Origin of the sequence: Methylovulum psychrotolerans (genome assembly GCF_002923755.1) — a bacterium.
GTDB lineage: Bacteria > Pseudomonadota > Gammaproteobacteria > Methylococcales > Methylomonadaceae > Methylovulum > Methylovulum psychrotolerans.
Genome location: NZ_PGFZ01000012.1, coordinates 30,082 through 45,662 on the forward strand (window position 1 = coordinate 30,082; position 15,581 = coordinate 45,662).

The 15,581-nt window shown below is 49.5% G+C and carries 19 protein-coding genes and 1 other RNA gene; 13 read left to right on the forward strand and 7 right to left on the reverse strand.

All coding sequences use genetic code 11. The features are described from left to right. The first annotated feature begins 389 nt into the window (after positions 1-389). The 7 genes from AADEFJLK_RS19505 to AADEFJLK_RS19535 all read left to right on the forward strand — a co-directional run bounded on the left by AADEFJLK_RS19505 (position 390) and on the right by AADEFJLK_RS19535 (position 4,071). Positions 390-698, forward strand: a complete 309-nt coding sequence (locus AADEFJLK_RS19505) for a hypothetical protein (RefSeq protein WP_211299274.1) — start codon at positions 390-392, stop codon at positions 696-698. Between the two features lie 162 nt (positions 699-860). Then, positions 861-1,124, forward strand: coding sequence for a hypothetical protein (locus AADEFJLK_RS19510; RefSeq protein WP_103975451.1), 264 nt, complete (start codon positions 861-863; stop codon positions 1,122-1,124). 21 nt (positions 1,125-1,145) lie between these two features. After that, a complete protein-coding gene (locus tag AADEFJLK_RS19515; RefSeq protein ID WP_103975452.1) occupies positions 1,146-1,670 on the forward strand; it encodes a hypothetical protein in 525 nt (174 codons plus the stop codon). A 165-nt stretch (positions 1,671-1,835) separates the two neighbouring features. Further along, positions 1,836-2,228 (forward strand): hypothetical protein, encoded by a 393-nt coding sequence (locus AADEFJLK_RS19520; RefSeq protein WP_103975453.1) that lies wholly within the window; start codon positions 1,836-1,838, stop codon positions 2,226-2,228. A 170-nt stretch (positions 2,229-2,398) separates the two neighbouring features. Next, positions 2,399-2,776 (forward strand): hypothetical protein, encoded by a 378-nt coding sequence (locus AADEFJLK_RS19525; RefSeq protein WP_146054674.1) that lies wholly within the window; start codon positions 2,399-2,401, stop codon positions 2,774-2,776. 258 nt (positions 2,777-3,034) lie between these two features. Then, positions 3,035-3,466 carry a hypothetical protein gene (locus tag AADEFJLK_RS19530; protein ID WP_146054675.1) on the forward strand — a complete coding sequence of 144 codons (432 nt, stop codon included), beginning with the start codon at positions 3,035-3,037 and terminating at the stop codon, positions 3,464-3,466. Between the two features lie 239 nt (positions 3,467-3,705). Then, the gene (locus tag AADEFJLK_RS19535; protein ID WP_146054676.1) at positions 3,706-4,071 is read left to right on the forward strand and encodes a hypothetical protein; all 366 of its coding nucleotides are present in this window, start codon (positions 3,706-3,708) and stop codon (positions 4,069-4,071) included. Positions 4,072-4,084: 13 nt separating this feature from the next. Here AADEFJLK_RS19535 and AADEFJLK_RS19540 read toward each other — a convergent pair whose 3' ends face one another. The 7 genes from AADEFJLK_RS19540 to AADEFJLK_RS19565 all read right to left on the reverse strand — a co-directional run bounded on the left by AADEFJLK_RS19540 (position 4,085) and on the right by AADEFJLK_RS19565 (position 9,948). Then, complete coding sequence (locus tag AADEFJLK_RS19540; protein WP_103975457.1) at positions 4,085-6,202, reverse strand: TonB-dependent receptor; 2,118 nt, start codon at positions 6,200-6,202, stop codon at positions 4,085-4,087. A 298-nt stretch (positions 6,203-6,500) separates the two neighbouring features. After that, positions 6,501-6,734 (reverse strand): hypothetical protein, encoded by a 234-nt coding sequence (locus AADEFJLK_RS19545; RefSeq protein WP_103975458.1) that lies wholly within the window; start codon positions 6,732-6,734, stop codon positions 6,501-6,503. Then, positions 6,721-6,876, reverse strand: a complete 156-nt coding sequence (locus tag AADEFJLK_RS24735) for a hypothetical protein (RefSeq protein ID WP_170065188.1) — start codon at positions 6,874-6,876, stop codon at positions 6,721-6,723. The genes AADEFJLK_RS19545 and AADEFJLK_RS24735 overlap by 14 nt, the downstream gene beginning before the upstream one ends. A 132-nt stretch (positions 6,877-7,008) precedes the next feature. Then, positions 7,009-8,439 carry an FAD-binding oxidoreductase gene (locus AADEFJLK_RS19550; RefSeq protein WP_211299275.1) on the reverse strand — a complete coding sequence of 477 codons (1,431 nt, stop codon included), beginning with the start codon at positions 8,437-8,439 and terminating at the stop codon, positions 7,009-7,011. Next, entirely contained in the window at positions 8,399-8,974 is a 576-nt protein-coding gene (locus tag AADEFJLK_RS19555; RefSeq protein ID WP_088619734.1) for a BON domain-containing protein, read from the reverse strand. The genes AADEFJLK_RS19550 and AADEFJLK_RS19555 overlap by 41 nt, the downstream gene beginning before the upstream one ends. 9 nt (positions 8,975-8,983) lie before the next feature. Then, on the reverse strand, positions 8,984-9,568 hold the full coding sequence (locus tag AADEFJLK_RS19560) for an SIS domain-containing protein (protein ID WP_088619735.1): 585 nt from the start codon (positions 9,566-9,568) through the stop codon (positions 8,984-8,986). 14 nt (positions 9,569-9,582) lie between these two features. Then, on the reverse strand, positions 9,583-9,948 hold the full coding sequence (locus tag AADEFJLK_RS19565) for a YraN family protein (protein WP_088619736.1): 366 nt from the start codon (positions 9,946-9,948) through the stop codon (positions 9,583-9,585). A gap of 139 nt (positions 9,949-10,087) precedes the next feature. Here AADEFJLK_RS19565 and rsmI point away from each other — a divergent pair, with 139 nt between their 5' ends. The 6 genes from rsmI (at position 10,088) to AADEFJLK_RS19595 (ending at position 15,530) form a co-directional block, all read left to right on the forward strand. Then, complete coding sequence (gene rsmI / locus AADEFJLK_RS19570; RefSeq protein WP_103975459.1) at positions 10,088-10,942, forward strand: 16S rRNA (cytidine(1402)-2'-O)-methyltransferase; 855 nt, start codon at positions 10,088-10,090, stop codon at positions 10,940-10,942. Positions 10,943-11,258: 316 nt separating this feature from the next. Further along, an RNA gene (rnpB, locus tag AADEFJLK_RS19575) (RNase P RNA component class A) lies at positions 11,259-11,607 on the forward strand. A 384-nt stretch (positions 11,608-11,991) separates the two neighbouring features. Next, the gene (gene mraZ / locus AADEFJLK_RS19580) at positions 11,992-12,459 is read left to right on the forward strand and encodes a division/cell wall cluster transcriptional repressor MraZ (protein ID WP_088619738.1); all 468 of its coding nucleotides are present in this window, start codon (positions 11,992-11,994) and stop codon (positions 12,457-12,459) included. A gap of 13 nt (positions 12,460-12,472) precedes the next feature. After that, entirely contained in the window at positions 12,473-13,399 is a 927-nt protein-coding gene (gene rsmH / locus AADEFJLK_RS19585) for a 16S rRNA (cytosine(1402)-N(4))-methyltransferase RsmH (protein WP_103975460.1), read from the forward strand. Beyond that, a complete protein-coding gene (gene ftsL, locus AADEFJLK_RS19590; RefSeq protein WP_088619740.1) occupies positions 13,400-13,672 on the forward strand; it encodes a cell division protein FtsL in 273 nt (90 codons plus the stop codon). Between the two features lie 7 nt (positions 13,673-13,679). Beyond that, positions 13,680-15,530: a peptidoglycan D,D-transpeptidase FtsI family protein gene (locus AADEFJLK_RS19595; protein ID WP_170065190.1), complete on the forward strand. Its 1,851-nt coding sequence runs from the start codon at positions 13,680-13,682 to the stop codon at positions 15,528-15,530. Positions 15,531-15,581 lie beyond the last annotated feature (51 nt).

A 15,581-nucleotide genomic window follows, 5' to 3' on the forward strand; every position in this document is an offset into this window, starting at 1 on the left:
AACAAAGCCCTTTCAAAACAGCGGGTTTTCATTGAGCATGTCAACCGCCGCTGCAAAATTTTCAGGATCGTCAAGGACGTTTACCGGGGCAAACACAAAAACTACTCCCTGATATGGAGCCTGGTGGCTGCACTGGTTAACCTGAGATATGGCAACATTTAGGAAAGATGTCTACTGACTCGACAGGGACGTTTACGAATACTTCCGGTATTGCTGACGAGGTTTCGGAGTAGTTTAATAATCCTTCCTTTAATACGGTGGCTCCCGCAACCCAGAAGGCATCCGATTCGTCTTTGAATTGGGGGTGGGACGTGCCTAATGGGCAACATTTGGTAAAGACGCTTGACGGCTCGCCCGACGACGACCCGATCTATGTGGGTAAGCTTGTCGTGGCGGGGTTGAGCGGTTTTGCCGGGAATTTTGGTTGGGGCAGTAAAAGTGCTGGTTATGTTTTTTGGTCTGGTGGAGAGGAAGCAATGGGGGCCGCAGCGAACTATGCCTTAGCTACAGGAGGAAAAACATTAGAAATGACAATGGGAGGGAAAATTATGACGACGCTTGATCCTTTTCTTTCAAGAAGCATTTCTAATGATATATGGAAAAGTTTATCAATGAATTTTGCATATGGGGCAAGGGGTTCAGTTAATGCGTTTCAGAATGTATACTTCAAACGGCCAAGTTTTCGGTTTTTTTGGTAGGGTACAGCGTACCCTACGGTGAATTGTAAAAGCCGAAAATTTGGCCGTTCACAGTATAAATGGAATAAGAATTCAAAGCGTTTGGGCGCAATATGAATTCCCATATTGAAAGGCAATAACGTCGATATTATTTACCACAATGTATACCCATGATTGATTGCCATGATTACATCAGAAAAAATAAAAATATATGCCCATTATTATGGTGATAGTGATATGTGGGCCCGAAGAGCAAAGTCTAGTGAAAAAGCAATATTATCAAATGATTGGTACTTGATTGGAAGTTTAATTCAGGAAATAGAGCTTGTAAATAAAGGTCTGGCATCCGAAAAATTTACGCTTAATTTAAAAAAGCATCTAATTGAAAGTTGTGATAATCAAGAAACCATCAGGCAACTTGAATCTTTGCTGGCGATGAATAAATAGGAAAACTCCGAACTTTAGGTTATGGAATTTAACAAACTAATAAAAACACAGCTTTTCCCAATACTTCAAAAACACGGTTTTGAGATAATAGAAGAGTTTAAAAATATCATGCGCTTTGCATCATATATTATGAAGATAAATGTGGTTTTTAATGAGTGTGATAACTCTCATTTTGTTGAGATGGGCAAGAAAAATGGAATGCTATACCCTTTAAGTGATAATACGGTTAAGGCTATTTTTGATTTTGAATTACCTATTGAGCAAGTGACATCAGAAGAATTTGTGAAAAATATTGCTTTCCTTTTTGAACAACAAGAAGGGATTGAACTTTTAAAGGGGAATATTGAATCTTTGGTAAAGCTTGTGGAGCAAGAGGGTAGTTATTATGCTTCTGGGCTAGTTCAAAAACAGGCATTAGAAGCCGCTTTAAAGGCGTGGGAAAATAACGACTATGAAGCTTTTGTAGGGTGTATAAGAAAAATGGACATTGAAAAAATCCCACAATTTTATCAACTAAAATACAATATAGCCGTGCAGAAATTATAAAAGCTGGGTACGGTATGCGTACTTTCATCGGCCAGAAGATGTCGGTGGAACTGCTGGGGGGTATTTGATCGAAGCCGATTTCGCCAACACCTTATGCTATCTGCACCGTCTGTCAGGTGACGCGGGCAAGCCCGTCTGGCAATAGCAATTTAAAGGGGGATATTTATGGATATTGCATTCCGTGCAAATAAAATTTTAAAGCGGCAAAACAGCTATAGAGCAATGGATGCTGATTTGCTTTCATCAATTGGACAGCTTCTGCCATTATTGCCTGGAGAAACATGTATCGGCATCTATGAGAATACCTTAGGCGAACTGACAGATAGCATCCTGATTACTAATAAAGGGTTACACGTTTTTTATGATAATGATCCTAGGTTTATTGCCTTTGATAACATAGAAGACGTTAAATGCCCTTCAGATAAAGTTAATGGGGATGCCCTATCTGTCAAATTAACAGATAATACATTACTATCCGTTCCGGTTAGAAATGGACGGGGCAGATTTAGGGATGTGTTTGAGTTTGGAAGATTTGTAATGCGGGCGAGCGGTCACTGACAAAAACATGTAATTATAAACCCAATAAGTTGGGTTATGCTTTGATGAGCTAATCCGACGCAACTGGACGTGAGCTGCCCCCTCTGGCAATGGCCGTTCGCCCCTTACGGCGAGGTGCCGGCCAATTGTGTTTTACGCGATATTAGAACTGATATGGGGAAGGGGTAAAAATGAGAAATAGTATCCTTTGTCTTCTTAGGCCTTTGGATCCCTCTTTACATTGGGTTGGTGATGCTATTAAATTCATTGAATCTGAGGAAATAGAATTATTATCCGAAAAGCCTGGTGTTTCTAATGCGGCTGAGCTAATTATAGAGCTTAAAATCCGTTTTAATTGTGCGAAAAAAGCGGATATTAAAGTTATAGGCATGTCGGATGTTATCGAATATCTCGAAACAGTTAATGGCAATGAAATAATTAATAATTTTTTATTCAAAAGTACAGACCGAACTGGTTCTGTTTATCTGGATAAGCTTAATACAAAAATAATTGGCGTTATATTGGTGCCGACTAACAAATCTGATTTGCTGATAGGCAATCCGCCATAGCCTTTACTGGCATTGGCGTTTTGCTATGGCGGGAAAAGCCCTACGGGTTGGTCTTTTAAGGATTTAGTTTGCCAATGCGGGTGGGATAAACGAGGGCTGCAATCTGTTATTTACGATTAACTTTAAATTTCTTGCCAATATCCGATAGTTGGGCTATTTATCCGAGTGTTGAAAATGTGATGATCGGGAATAAAGGTGTTGATGTTCATGGAAATATGCTTCGATATATTGATTCCTAAAATATGTGAGGATGGCCCGATGGGTCTTCATGAACAGTTTTGTCTGTGGGGAGGAGAGGCGTTTAGTCAAGACCCTCAAAGGTTTGCGTTTGGAGAATCGGTTTTCTTTACCAAGCGGACTTTGCCTAAACATATAAACAATTTTATTCCGACCGAATTAGATATTTCTGATTGGGAATTTCTGTCTCTCGATAGTGATGCGCTATTGCTATGGGAACAAGTGATTAACAAAGAAAAAAATATCGTGAATGGATTAGTTCCGCTTAAAGAATTTATCGCCAATTTTCTGGCGCGGCTTGAAAAGTGGATTGTTGTATTTGAGCTGAATTGTGATCAAATTGACCATGTGTATAAAATGACGCATAACGATTTGGTTTGTAAAATTGAAGCGGTTTTAGATAAGAAAAATACCCCTGAAGGTTTTGTCGCTTGGTATAACGGAACGGATTAATCCATAAAATCAGGTAAGGGTGTGTCATAGAGTCCGAAGTTGGTCACGCGATAAATAAACGTATAAATTAAGAACAGGCGTTGATTGGTATCGATACTATGTAGTTTTTATATCTCTCCGATGGCAATCGATTCGGAAATTATGAAGTGCTAGGGGGCGTTTTTCATTTGGTCAATGAGTTAAATTTGATATTACGTTCAAAATACTCGAAAAATACCCTATTATTTTACAAGGTAATTGTGGATACTTGGAGCAGTGATATAGTTTTTCCAAGCACTGACGATTTTTTACAGGCTTTTGGTCTTGAGCCGATAGAATCAGATCGTGATTCAGCTTATTGCCGTTATGTGAAACCATCATCTGATGGCAATACGGAAATTGATTTTTCTTTTAATGCCGCCGCTAGGTCATTCCAAGCCGTATTGCGTTGCGGCGGCAATGAAATAGCGGCAATCTGTTCCGAAAAAGTAAAGTTCATCGAGATTCGGCATGATAAAACGATGTCAGGCCTTCATGTCGTGTTTGATATTGATGGTGTTTTATCCGAAGCCTTAATTGCATTAGAACCTACTTTGCATTGCAAATGGTGGCTATTGTCTGATTAGGTGCTTTTGGCGTTTAAAAACTCACCGAAGCCGTTACCCTAACCATGCGTGGTTCCACCGGGTGTTTGATGATGCCGTCGGTGCTGCCGTCGGGGTTGGGGCCGGCGGTTTCGCCTTGGAGGCGGTAGCCATAAAAATAGGCGATATCGTTGTTGGTGGAGCCGAACAGGTTAAAACAATCCACTTCGATTTTGTAGGCTTTGTGTTGGTAGCCTAGCCCTAGGTTGACGATGCTGGTGTCGCCTGCCCATGCTGTACCTTCGCGGTTTAGCGGTACGTCACCGAAGTGGCGCAGCCGTAAGGAGCCGAACAGGCCGGAGGGGTCAGTGGCGGTCGCGCCTAGGCTAATGACCCGTCCCACCGAGTTGGGGATATGGCTTTGGGCGGCGGGGGCATCGGTAAAGTAGGCGCGGGTAAAGGCAAAATCGGCCTCTAAGGTGAGCCAGTCGGTGGGTTTGTAGTCGTTAGTCCATTCAATGCCGTAGCGTTGCGATTGCCCCGCCGCGTCGGTGGTGCCGCCGTCGCCGACAAAGACCAGTTCCGATTGGCTTTCCAGCCACCACAGTGCCAGTGTGCTGTTTAAGCCCGGCAAGGTTTGGCTGCGTAGCCCCAGTTCTGCGCCCCGCGAGCGGGCTAAGGGGGTGACCGGATGCACGGTTTCGCCTGTGGCCGGGTCGGTATGGGTGACTGTACCCCGCGCATCGTTGGAATGGTAGCCGTAGCCCATATTCAAGAACAGCTCGGTATCTAGCCACGGACCGGCGATCAGGCTGAGTTTGGGGCTGATTAAGGCCGCGTCTTGGCTACCCGAATTGGCGGCTAAGGTGCGGCTATGGACATCGAAGGCAAAAAAATCCCCGCGCAAACCGGCGATGGAGCGGAATTTTTCTAGCCAACGGGCTTCGTTTTTGGCATACAGGCCGACGCTGGTTTCGCTAATATCATCGACGCGCACGGTGCTGAGCAAGCGGCGGGCTTGGGTGTGGTTTAAAGCCAGGCCGTTAATGTCGTCATGGCGGATTTGGAGGCCGACCGTGGTGTCCGCGTCTATGCCGAACCAACGGTCATAACGGGTATGCTCGCCATTGCCGCCGAGTTGGACGCGATGTTCTTTTTGTTCGATCTGGTCGCCGTGGACGGTGTCGATATAGCCTGTAAAGTTGGAGAACAAGTCCAATTCGCTATAGACCGCATACAGGTTCAGGTCGTTTTTGCCGTGGTCATTCCGGTTCCAGGCATTGCCGGATAGGCTGTAACGGCTGGTGATGCCGCCGTCGCTAGGGTCGCCCGTGCCGTATAAGCCGATCAGGCCTTCGGTTATCGCCCGTTCGGGGATTTGGTTAGTCGCCGTCCAAGTGGCATGGTAAGCTTTGCCGTTAACCGCCAGCCCCCAGTTATCCTTATCAATGGTATAACGCAACATGCCGTTGTATTTGCCCGCGTTTTCCGGCTGTTGCCAAACCCCGTCATAAAAATTCACTTCCGAGCCGAACAGCAAATCCCCGTCACCTATACGCCGCGAATTGGCGAGTACGCCCCGGTAATAGCCGAATTCACCGCCCGTGACTTTCAGCAAGCCTTCGGACAGTTTGTGTAGGGTGTGCATTTTTGTATAGCCTGCGGCGGAAAAATCACCCGCATCGGCGTAATACGGGCCTTTGCCATATTCGATTTTATCGATCAGTTCAGGAATGACGCTGTTTAAGTCCAGATAACCTTGGCCGTGGGCATGGCTGGGCATATTCATGGGGATGCCGTCGAGCGTGACCGAAAAATCCGTGCCGTGGTCGAGGTTAAAGCCGCGCAAGAAATATTGGTTGGCTTTGCCGGAGCCGCTATGCTGGGTCGCCACCGCGCCTGGGACAATTTCCACCAATTCGCCGACCCGCGCTAAGGGGCGATATTTTAATTCCTCTTGCCCCACCACACCCTGGGATGCCGACGCGGCAATGCCGATTAAATCGGTGGCTTGGCCTGCAACTTCGACGGTGTCCAATTGGGTCAGTTCTTCCGTCGGCTCTGGCATCTGTTGTGGATGGGCTTGAGCCATCATGCAGTGCAGGCTCAGATAGACACCGATACCCACTAGCGAACAGGGTTTTATCAGGGTAGCCCAAGGGATTTTTTTCATAAGGTCTGCCGTCTTGTGGAAATGCTGTGGAACAATCGGCAGGGCGAAGACTTTGTCGTTTTTGCGCCTGCCTGTTGGTTAACAATACGGCAGATGTGGGGGTTTGGATGCAGATAATCGCGTAATGGCTAAGAAAGTCCGTTGGCTGTTTGGGGGCAATGCCAAACGTGGGCTAAGGGAAGGGGCGATCGCCCGCTGACTATTACTGTGAACGGCCAAGTTTTCGGCTTTTACAATTCACCGTAGGGTACAGCGTACCCTACCAAAAAAACCGAAAACCTGGCCGTTTGAAGTATATTTACTCCGCCCGCATCGCCCAACCAAAACCAAGCGTTTCAATTCTGCCTTCAAAATCGCCCAGGCTGGAATTTTGTGGCAGGCTGCAAGCTGGCTTGGGCATCATGCAGGCCGAGGCTTGACGCAAAAACTGTGAGTCTTGATAGGCGTGGTTTTTGACAAACTCCAGCAACAGCGCGTAGCTTTCCTGTTGGTGGTGGTATACCGAGAAGATCAGGCGGTCACACTGGTTCAACCGCGCCCGAGACAAATTGTCCCCAAACTTTTTTCACTTCCGCCGACTTAAAATCATCGTCCTCCTCCTCCAAGTATTTTTTCAGCTTGGCAAAGCCTGGGATGGTTTTGGGGTTGAGTTCGTTGTAGATCAGGACTTTCATGGGCGTGTTTTTCTGTAAACGGCTATGCGCTGGATAATGATTAGGTTAACAGCGTTTATCATTGCAAGTTATTTAATGATAAGGAGTAAACGCCCCGTTTGTTTTTCTGGATAACATCAAGTTTCAACCTTCCTATCCTAAAGGCAACATTTTCCCCGCATTCAATATCCCCTTAGGGTCAAACTGCCGCTTAATCGCCCGCATCAGTTCTAGGGAGTTGGCATCCAACTCCCTATCGACAAAATCACGTTTTTCCAAGCCCACACCATGTTCGCCGGATAGTGTGCCGTTGAGTTTTAGTACCAGCGAAAAGACTTCATCCAAACACTGGTGTGCCCTCGCACTTTGTTCGGGGTCGTCGGGGTTGAGCAGGAGGTTGACGTGGATGTTGCCGTTGCCGGCGTGGCCGAAGTTGATGATGGGCAGTTGGTATTGTTTAGACAATTCATCCAAGCCTGCTATCAGGGTGGGGATTTCGGTGACGGGGACGACCACGTCTTCGTTGATTTTTTTCGGGGCGACTTTGCGCAGGGCAGGGGAGAGGGCTTTGCGGGTTTGCCACAAGGCTTGCACTTCTTCGCGGGTTTGCGCGACGCGGATGTCTAACAGGCCGTCATTCTTGGCACTGTCGGCGACTTTTTGCGCGGCGCTGTCCAGACCTTCGCGTTGCCCGTCGACTTCTATCATTAAAATTGCCCCGGCATTTTCGGGCAGGTCGCAAGTGGAGTATTGGCGGATCATGTTAATGGCGTTGCCGTCGATAAATTCCAAGGCGCAAGGCACGACGGGTTGGGCCATGATGGCGGCGACGGCTTTGGCGGCGGCGAATACGTCTTGATACACGGCGCGGAGGGTTTTGGTGGCTTCGGGCAGTGGCGTAAGCTTTAGGGTGGCTTCGGTGATGATGGCTAATGTGCCTTCCGAGCCGATAATCAGCCGGGTCAAGTCGTAACCCACCACGCCTTTGCTGGTGAACACGCCGACGCGCAGGTCTTTGCCTGCCCCAGTGACGGCGCGTAGGCCTAGGGTGTTTTCCCTGGGGGTTCCGTATTTGACGGCTTTAGGGCCGGCGGAGTTGTAGGCGAGGTTGCCGCCGATGCTGCAAAATGCCGCGCTGGTCGGGTCGGGGGGCCAGAAGAAGCCGTGGGCTTTGACGATGTCCTGTACTTGTTGGTTGGTGATGCCGGGCTGGACGCGGATGTAGCGGTTGTCGGGCGAGAATTCCAGTACTTGGTTCATGCGCTCCAGCGATAATACCAAGCCGCCTTGCAGCGGCACGGTGGCACCGGTGGTGCCGGTGCCGCGCCCGCGTGCAGTTAGCGGGATATTGAACTGGTTGCAGGCTAACACGGTGGCAACGACTTGCTCGTGGCTGGTCGCAAAGGCCACGGCTTGCGGCAGGACATGGCGGCGGCTGTTGTCGTAGCCATACGTCCAGCAGTCGGCGGGGGCGGTGAGCAATTCGGCGGCGGTAAAAATGTCCGCTAAGGCCGCCAGAAAGCTGGCGGGTAACGGCGCTTGCTCAGTCGAGGTATTCAAAGACGGTGATGATTTGTTTGACATTGGGTTGGTATCTGACCAAGTTGATGACGACTGTCCCTTCGTTGCGGTGGACTTTGCCCATGAGGTAAACCACGCCTTGTTCGGTGTAGGCTTTGACCATCGTAGGGCTAAAGCCGTTGAGGGTGCGGATTTTGTCCAGGGCGGCGCGGACGTTTGCCGCCAATTGCGCATCATTGGCCCGCGAGCTTAAGTCGCTGGGCGGGGCAATGGTGATTTTGTTATAGACGATTTTTACGTCGTCCACTGAGCGGACAAGGTTGACGGCTTTGGCCCTAAGGGCTTCGCTGGGGGCTTCGCCTGTCAGTAAGGCCGCGCCGTTGAAGGCGTGGACGTTGATATGGGTTTGCGCCAGCAGTTCTTTATCGCCACTGAGTTCGTCGAGGCTATCGGCTTCGATGCTGCGGTCGGTGATAATTTGCGCCCGGCTACGTCGGCCTTGGGCGAGTTCGCGGGTGATTTCGCTTTCGTCAATCGGGGCGGTGACGCAGCCGTTCAGGATCAGCAGTCCGGTCAGTAACAGGAGGTATTTGTTCATGGTTGCTCCTTAGCCAAATAATTGCTGGTCGATTAAATCGCACAGGCAATGGGTGATCAGAATGTGGATTTCTTGGATGTGGGCGCGTGAGCTGGAGGGGACGCGGATTTCTATGTCCAACTCGTGCAGTAGCGGCGACACCATGCCGCCGTTGTGGCCTGTTAAGGCGAGCACCGAGATGTCTTTGTCATGCGCCACGGCAATGGCTTTACCAAGGTTGGCGGCGTTATGGCTGTCGCAGTAGACGACCAGAATGTCGCCGCTTTGCCCTAGGGCACGCAGTTGTTTGGCGAAGATTTCGTCAAAATGGTGGTCGTTGGCGATGCCGGTTAAGGTGACGGCATCGCTGCTCAGGGCGATGACGGGTAAAGACGGGCGGTCGCGCTCATATTGGTTGAGCAGGGCCGAGGACAGCAGTTGCGCACTGGCGGAGGAGCGGCCATTGCCGCAGGTGAAAATTTTTCTGTCATTCAATAGGCTGGACACTAGCCGCTGCGAGGCGTATTCGATCAGTTCGCAGAGGTTGCCCATGGTGTCTTGCTGGGCTTGGATACTGTCCGAGAAATGGTTGATGATTCTGTCTTGTAAGCTCATGGAATTCTGTTGGGTTAAAAAGCGTTTTTTATCCAGTCCAACTGCCCGTCACCGGACAGGGCGACCACATCAAAGCGGAGTGGGCAATTACTTTTGTGGGTCGCTAAATAGACGTGTGTTGCCGCTATTATACGCGATTGCTTGGCGGTTGTGACGCTCTCTAGGGCACTGCCGTAGCGGGCATTTTTGCGGAAGCGGACTTCGGCAATCACCAGGGTGTCCCGGTCGGTCATGACTAAGTCCAGCTCGCCGTAGCGGCAACGGAAATTACGGCAGACCAGTTGCAGGCCGTGTTGTTGCAGATGCGCTAAGGCTTGCTGTTCGGCCTGTTCGCCGCGCAATAGATGCGGGGCTTTGGTCTTGCCGAGATTAAACAGCATGGCAAACCACCAGCGAAGTCCGGCAGATGGCGGTGATGCTGTTATAATCGCCTGTTAGGCCGTGCGGATATGGCTTGTTATCATTGCGGCGCGTAGTCATAACGTAGGTGGCGTGCCTTGAAAAAGTGGAGAATTGCGAATGGTCAATCAATGCGGCAAATTATACGTTGTTGCGACACCGATAGGTAATTTAGGCGACATCAGTTTTCGGGCCGTCGAGACCCTCAAGCAGGTCGATCTGATCGCAGCGGAAGATACCCGCCATGTCGGCATGTTATTGCAGCATTATGGGATTAGCAATAAGCGGGTGTCTTTGCATCAGCACAATGAGGACAAGGCTTCGCAAGTGTTGTTGGAAAAGCTACAAGCGGGGCTGTCCATTGCCTTGGTGTCAGATGCCGGAACGCCGTTGCTAAGCGATCCGGGGATGCCGTTAGTAAAATTGGTGAAGGAGGCAGGGCTAGACGTTGTGCCTATCCCTGGCGCGTGTGCCTTGATTGCGGCGCTGTCGGCGGCGGGTTTGCCGGTCAGCCAGTTTACGTTTGAAGGCTTCACGCCCCGAACCTCATCGGCACGGAAATCGTTTTTTAGCGAACGGGCTTTAAGCCCGGTCACCTGGGTGGTTTATGAGTCCAGCCACCGTATCTTGGCCTGTTTGCAAGATATGGCGGCGGTGTTGCCTTTGGATAGGGAGATTGTTATTGCCAGGGAGTTGACCAAGCTGCATGAGACGATTGTCAAAACCACATTGGCGAAGGCGTTGGCGTTGGTCGAAAGCGACGAGAATATGCGCAAGGGCGAGTTTGTGGTGATTGTTGATGGGGCGGTGATCGACAAATCTGAGCAAGAGCTGAGTCCTGAGCACTTGCGGATATTGGCTGTTTTGCTGAAGGAATGCTCGATTAAGACTGCCGTGGCGTTGGCGGTTGAGATTACCGGGGTGCGGAAGAAATTGTTGTATCAAGCGGCGTTGGCTATGCAGGGAGAAGCTTAAGCTGAAGGCTTTGCCCCGCGCGTAGCCGTTTTGTATCGGGCTTTATCGGCACTTATTTGCGTTTGCAGTAGGAAGCATTGCGCGTTTTCGATAACTTAATCCGTACTGAATTGTTATCCACCGAACAGGGGCAAGCGATGGAACTGACGACCAGATGGAAAGAAGAGGGTGTTCAACTTGGCATCCGACAAGGCGAAAACCTGTTGTTTAAACGGCGGTAGGTGGCGGAGGCCAGCGGTAAAAATAAATGCAGATTTGTATTTTGTTGAAGTTAGGTAACATTCAGAGAAACAAATATGCTATACTGGTGGATGGAAGAGTCGACTGAGCAGTCGCTGTTTTATCCTTGTGATGAAATGGAGGAAAGTCCGGGCTCCACTGGGCAGGGTGCCAGGTAACGCCTGGGAGGTGTGAACCTACGGAAAGTGCCGCAGAAAATAAACCGCCCGTCATCAGACGGGTAAGGGTGAAAAGGTGCGGTAAGAGCGCACCGCGCAACTGGTAACAGGTGTGGCAGGGTAAACCCCACCCGGAGCAAGATCAAATAGAGGGACAGACGCGTGGCCCGCGCGGTTCCTGGGTAGATTGCTTGAGCTGTAAGGTGACTTGCAGCCTAGATGAATGGCTGTTCTCGACAGAACCCGGCTTACAGGTCGACTCTTTCTTCCTACTAGATATTTCCCGTGTTTTGCATGGGTGATTTGTGAATTAATACCACTCCTTAGTTGTACAGGCCTTTCTTTATATGACAAGGCCGTGACAAGGGAATGTTAAGCCCCGCTAGCCCCTCCTTTTATAGGCTCTTTATAAGCCCCTATCTTTTTGCACTAAATCGGTTCATTTTATTGATAAATCTTGATATTTAGGATTGCCTCCGGCAATTTCCCTCGTCTTTTCATTAAGGGTTTGTAAGTTATTGTCATGAAAGCAAGATTTCAAGCCAAAATCATTCTTGACTAACGGTCGAATGAAATCTATAGTGCGCTTAATCGTGGGTAAAAGTGGTATAAACGGGTGAAAAATGGATTTTTTGGGGCTTTGGGTGATTTTTGTTCCGTGGCATCAGCACAATCAATCTTGACGACAAAGGGCGTATGGCGATGCCCACCCGTTATCGGGAAGCGTTGCAGCACTGTTGCCAGCGGCAACTGATTGTCACGGTCGCCGTCAATGAGCGGTGTACGGGCGAGAGCGGGTGTTTGTGGCTTTATCCGTTACCCGAATGGGAAAAACTCGAAAATACTATCAGGCAGTTACCTACCTTAAATAAAGCCGCCGGCAAGCTCCGGCGCTTTCTGATCGGCAACGCTTCAGAATGTGAAATGGATTCCCAAGGCCGCGTATTGTTACCCGAAAAATTGCGCTCGTTTGCCGGTATGGACAAGAAAGTGATTTTGGTCGGGCAACTCGATAAGTTTGAAATCTGGCATGAGGCCGCTTGGAATGCCAAAGAGCAGGAGTGGATAGACAGCACCGATAATGAAGGTGTGGAGGATTTGGGGCATTTATCATTTTAAAGGGGATAAACAAGTGGAACATTCGCCCGTCATGCTGGCGGAAGCATTGGAGCAATTGGCAATACAAACGGACGGATTGTATATCGATTGTACGTTTGGCCGTGGCGGGCATAGCCAAGGTATTTTAAGGCAATTGGGCGGCGGCGGACGTTTATGGGCATTGGATAGGGATTTGCAGGCCATCCGCTCGGAAATTGCCGGACAGTTACAAAACGATCAGCGCTTCACGCTAAGTCACGCGTGTTTTTCCCAACTGCACACGCTCGCCGCCACCGCCGATATGGTTGGCCAAGTTGACGGCATTTTAATGGATTTGGGGGTGTCTTCGCCCCAACTGGACAATCCCGAACGCGGTTTCAGTTTTTTGCACGATGGCCCTTTAGATATGCGCATGGATGCCTCGGCAGGCCTGTCCGCCGCGCAATGGTTGGCTCAAGTGCCGGAAGCGGAATTGGTGCGGGTTTTGTTTGAATACGGTGAAGAGCGGTTTGCCCGCCGTATTGCCCACGCCGTTATTGAACAACGCCAACAAATACCCCTAACGACCACCCGGCAACTGGCCAAGCTCATCGAAGGGGCTGTGCCGTTTAGGGATAAGCATAAACATCCGGCCACCCGTTCTTTTCAGGCGATACGGATTGCCGTTAATCAGGAACTGGACGAACTGCAACAGGTATTGGGGCACGCTTTGGCCGTGTTAAAGCCGGCTGGCCGATTGGTGGTGATTTCTTTTCATTCCCTTGAAGACAGAATGGTCAAACGCTTTTTTCGCGCTGAAGCGGGCGCAAAATATAATCCCGGCAAATTTCCCATCAGAGAAGCTGACATTGCTAAAGGCGTGTTAAAAAAAGGCGGTAAGGCGATTAAGGCCAGTCCTGAAGAAATCGCCCATAATCCCCGTTCACGGAGTGCCGTTATGCGTGTGGCGGAGAAAGCCTAAATGGCGGGCTGGCGTGTTTTGGGTATGGGGTCGTTGTTTGTAGCCTTATTGGTGTCGGCGATAGCGGTGGTCTATTATCAGTATCGGGCCCGTTTGGTGTTTATTGAGATTCAGCAACAGCAGGCGGCACTTGACCAATATGAGATTGAGTGGGGGCAAATGCAGTTGGAGATCACTATGCTCTTGGAGGAAAACCGGGTCGAGTCTGCCGCGCTTAATCAACTGAAGCTGATTTTGCCTAAGCGCGAAGAAACCATTTATCTAAAACCTTAATAGCCGAATGATCGACTTTCGCTTGAAAAAAAAGGCTCCTGAGCCGAATACCGATTTTACGGGCAGAAGACGGGTTTTGCTGGCCTTCATGATGCTGTGCATGGTGGCGTTGGTGGGGAGGGCGGTGTATCTCCAGTTAGTCTATCAATATGACAGTAAATTGGAGAATGTTTACGAGCATGTCGGAACTCAGGCCATTATGGCTTCACGGGGCATGATTCGGGACCGTAACGGTGCGCCTTTGGCGGTCAGTACGCCGGTGCATTCCATTATCATTAACGCCTATGAAGTAAAAAAAACCGATGAGGCGCGGCTTAAGCAAATGGAAAAGGCTTTCCGTAAGCAAAAAAAAGACCAGCTACATCTGGAAAAAGAGATGAAGATGACTGAAGACGAAAAGCTTCAGGTGCTTAACAGCTATAACAAGGAAAAAGACCAAAAGCTTGCCCAGATCGAAACACTGCTAGGCCTGAAAGCGGGTAAGGTGGCGGATTTGGTTAAAGCCGATAAGCCTCGCCAGTTTGTCTATTTAGCGCGGCGCATAGCCCCGTCGATTGGCGACCAAATTAAGGCGTTAAAGCTGGCGGGACTGTTTGTCGAACCGGAATATAAGCGTTTTTACCCTACCCGTGAGGTGGCGGCACATTTGTTGGGCTTTACCGATGCCAAGGATGTCGGTCAGGAAGGTGTCGAGGCAGGTTATGAGAAGGTCTTGCAAGGCATTCCCGGCAGTAAGCGGGTCATTAGGGACGGGCAAGGCCATGTTGTTGCCGTGACCGATATGAAAGAAGCGGTCAAAGGTAAGGATGTCGAATTAAGTATTGATGAGCGCATCCAATACCTTGCTTATCGGGAGTTGGAACGGGCGGTGGCGGAAAATAAAGCCAAGACCGGGGTGTTGGTGATTTTGGATGCCAAAACTGGTGAATTGTTGGCGGCGGCGAACCAACCTTCTTTTAATCCCAATACCAAACAAAAAAGTTCATACCGTAACCGTGCCATTAACGATGTCTTTGAGCCGGGTTCGACAATCAAGCCCTTTGTGGTCGCTGCGGGCCTTGAAGGCGGTTATGTCCACCCGAACGATATGTTTTATACCACCGGCAGTTTTGCCATAGGCCGCCGCACGGTTAAGGATGTGCATAATTACGGCACAATGGATTTGACCAAAGTCATTAAAAAATCCAGTAATATTGCCGTCAGCCAAATGGCCTTGCGGATGCCGCCTAAATATTTTTGGGGCGTGTACCGTAAATTGGGGCTGGGCAGTTCGGCGAAAATCGGTTTTCCTGGCGAAGCCAACGGTAGCCTAATCGATTATCACCGCCTCAATGATTTTGCCCGGGCTACTTTATCGTTTGGTTACGGGCTGAGCACGTCGGCTTTGCAATTGGCTAGGGCGTACACGGCTTTGGCTGATGATGGGGTGTTGCATTCGGTCACTTTGCTCAAACGGGACGAAGATGATGAGGCGCAACGGGTATTTTCGGTAAAAACCGCGCGTAGTGTCAGGGCAATGATGGAGCAGGTCATTACTAAAGACGGTACGGCTTATGAAGCGCGGGTCGATGGCTATACGGTGGCGGGTAAGACAGGGACGGTAAAAAAATCCGGTGGCCGCGGCGGTTATATCGACAAGAAATATTTTTCCGTGTTTGCCGGTATGGCGCCAGCAAAAGACCCGCGTTTGGTGATGGTCGTCATGATTGACGAGCCGTCGGCAGGCCAATACTACGGCGGTTTGGTTTCAGCTCCGGTGTTTTCCAGGGTGATGACCGGGGCGTTACGGATACTGGATATCGCGCCTGACAAGCTCGATACCATGCCTATTTTATTAACCCAACAACAACTCCAGTAAATCCGTGCCGATGAACCTGCATGTCTTATTAGATGGACTCGCTCCCCCTCC

Bases quoted from the DNA above. Each gene is read 5' to 3' on its own strand.
- AADEFJLK_RS19515 (WP_103975452.1), top strand. From the start codon at position 1,146: ATGGAATTTAACAAACTAATAAAAACACAGCTTTTCCCAATACTTCAA.
- AADEFJLK_RS19560 (WP_088619735.1), bottom strand. From the start codon at position 9,568: ATGAGCTTACAAGACAGAATCATCAACCATTTCTCGGACAGTATCCAA.
- AADEFJLK_RS19565 (WP_088619736.1), bottom strand. From the start codon at position 9,948: ATGCTGTTTAATCTCGGCAAGACCAAAGCCCCGCATCTATTGCGCGGC.
- AADEFJLK_RS19540 (WP_103975457.1), bottom strand. From the start codon at position 6,202: ATGAAAAAAATCCCTTGGGCTACCCTGATAAAACCCTGTTCGCTAGTG.
- AADEFJLK_RS19520 (WP_103975453.1), top strand. From the start codon at position 1,836: ATGGATATTGCATTCCGTGCAAATAAAATTTTAAAGCGGCAAAACAGC.
- AADEFJLK_RS19530 (WP_146054675.1), top strand. From the start codon at position 3,035: ATGGGTCTTCATGAACAGTTTTGTCTGTGGGGAGGAGAGGCGTTTAGT.
- AADEFJLK_RS24735 (WP_170065188.1), bottom strand. From the start codon at position 6,876: ATGAAAGTCCTGATCTACAACGAACTCAACCCCAAAACCATCCCAGGC.
- AADEFJLK_RS19595 (WP_170065190.1), top strand. From the start codon at position 13,680: ATGATCGACTTTCGCTTGAAAAAAAAGGCTCCTGAGCCGAATACCGAT.
- ftsL (WP_088619740.1), top strand. From the start codon at position 13,400: ATGGCGGGCTGGCGTGTTTTGGGTATGGGGTCGTTGTTTGTAGCCTTA.
- AADEFJLK_RS19510 (WP_103975451.1), top strand. From the start codon at position 861: ATGATTACATCAGAAAAAATAAAAATATATGCCCATTATTATGGTGAT.
- AADEFJLK_RS19550 (WP_211299275.1), bottom strand. From the start codon at position 8,439: ATGTCAAACAAATCATCACCGTCTTTGAATACCTCGACTGAGCAAGCG.
- rsmI (WP_103975459.1), top strand. From the start codon at position 10,088: ATGGTCAATCAATGCGGCAAATTATACGTTGTTGCGACACCGATAGGT.
- AADEFJLK_RS19555 (WP_088619734.1), bottom strand. From the start codon at position 8,974: ATGAACAAATACCTCCTGTTACTGACCGGACTGCTGATCCTGAACGGC.
- AADEFJLK_RS19525 (WP_146054674.1), top strand. From the start codon at position 2,399: ATGAGAAATAGTATCCTTTGTCTTCTTAGGCCTTTGGATCCCTCTTTA.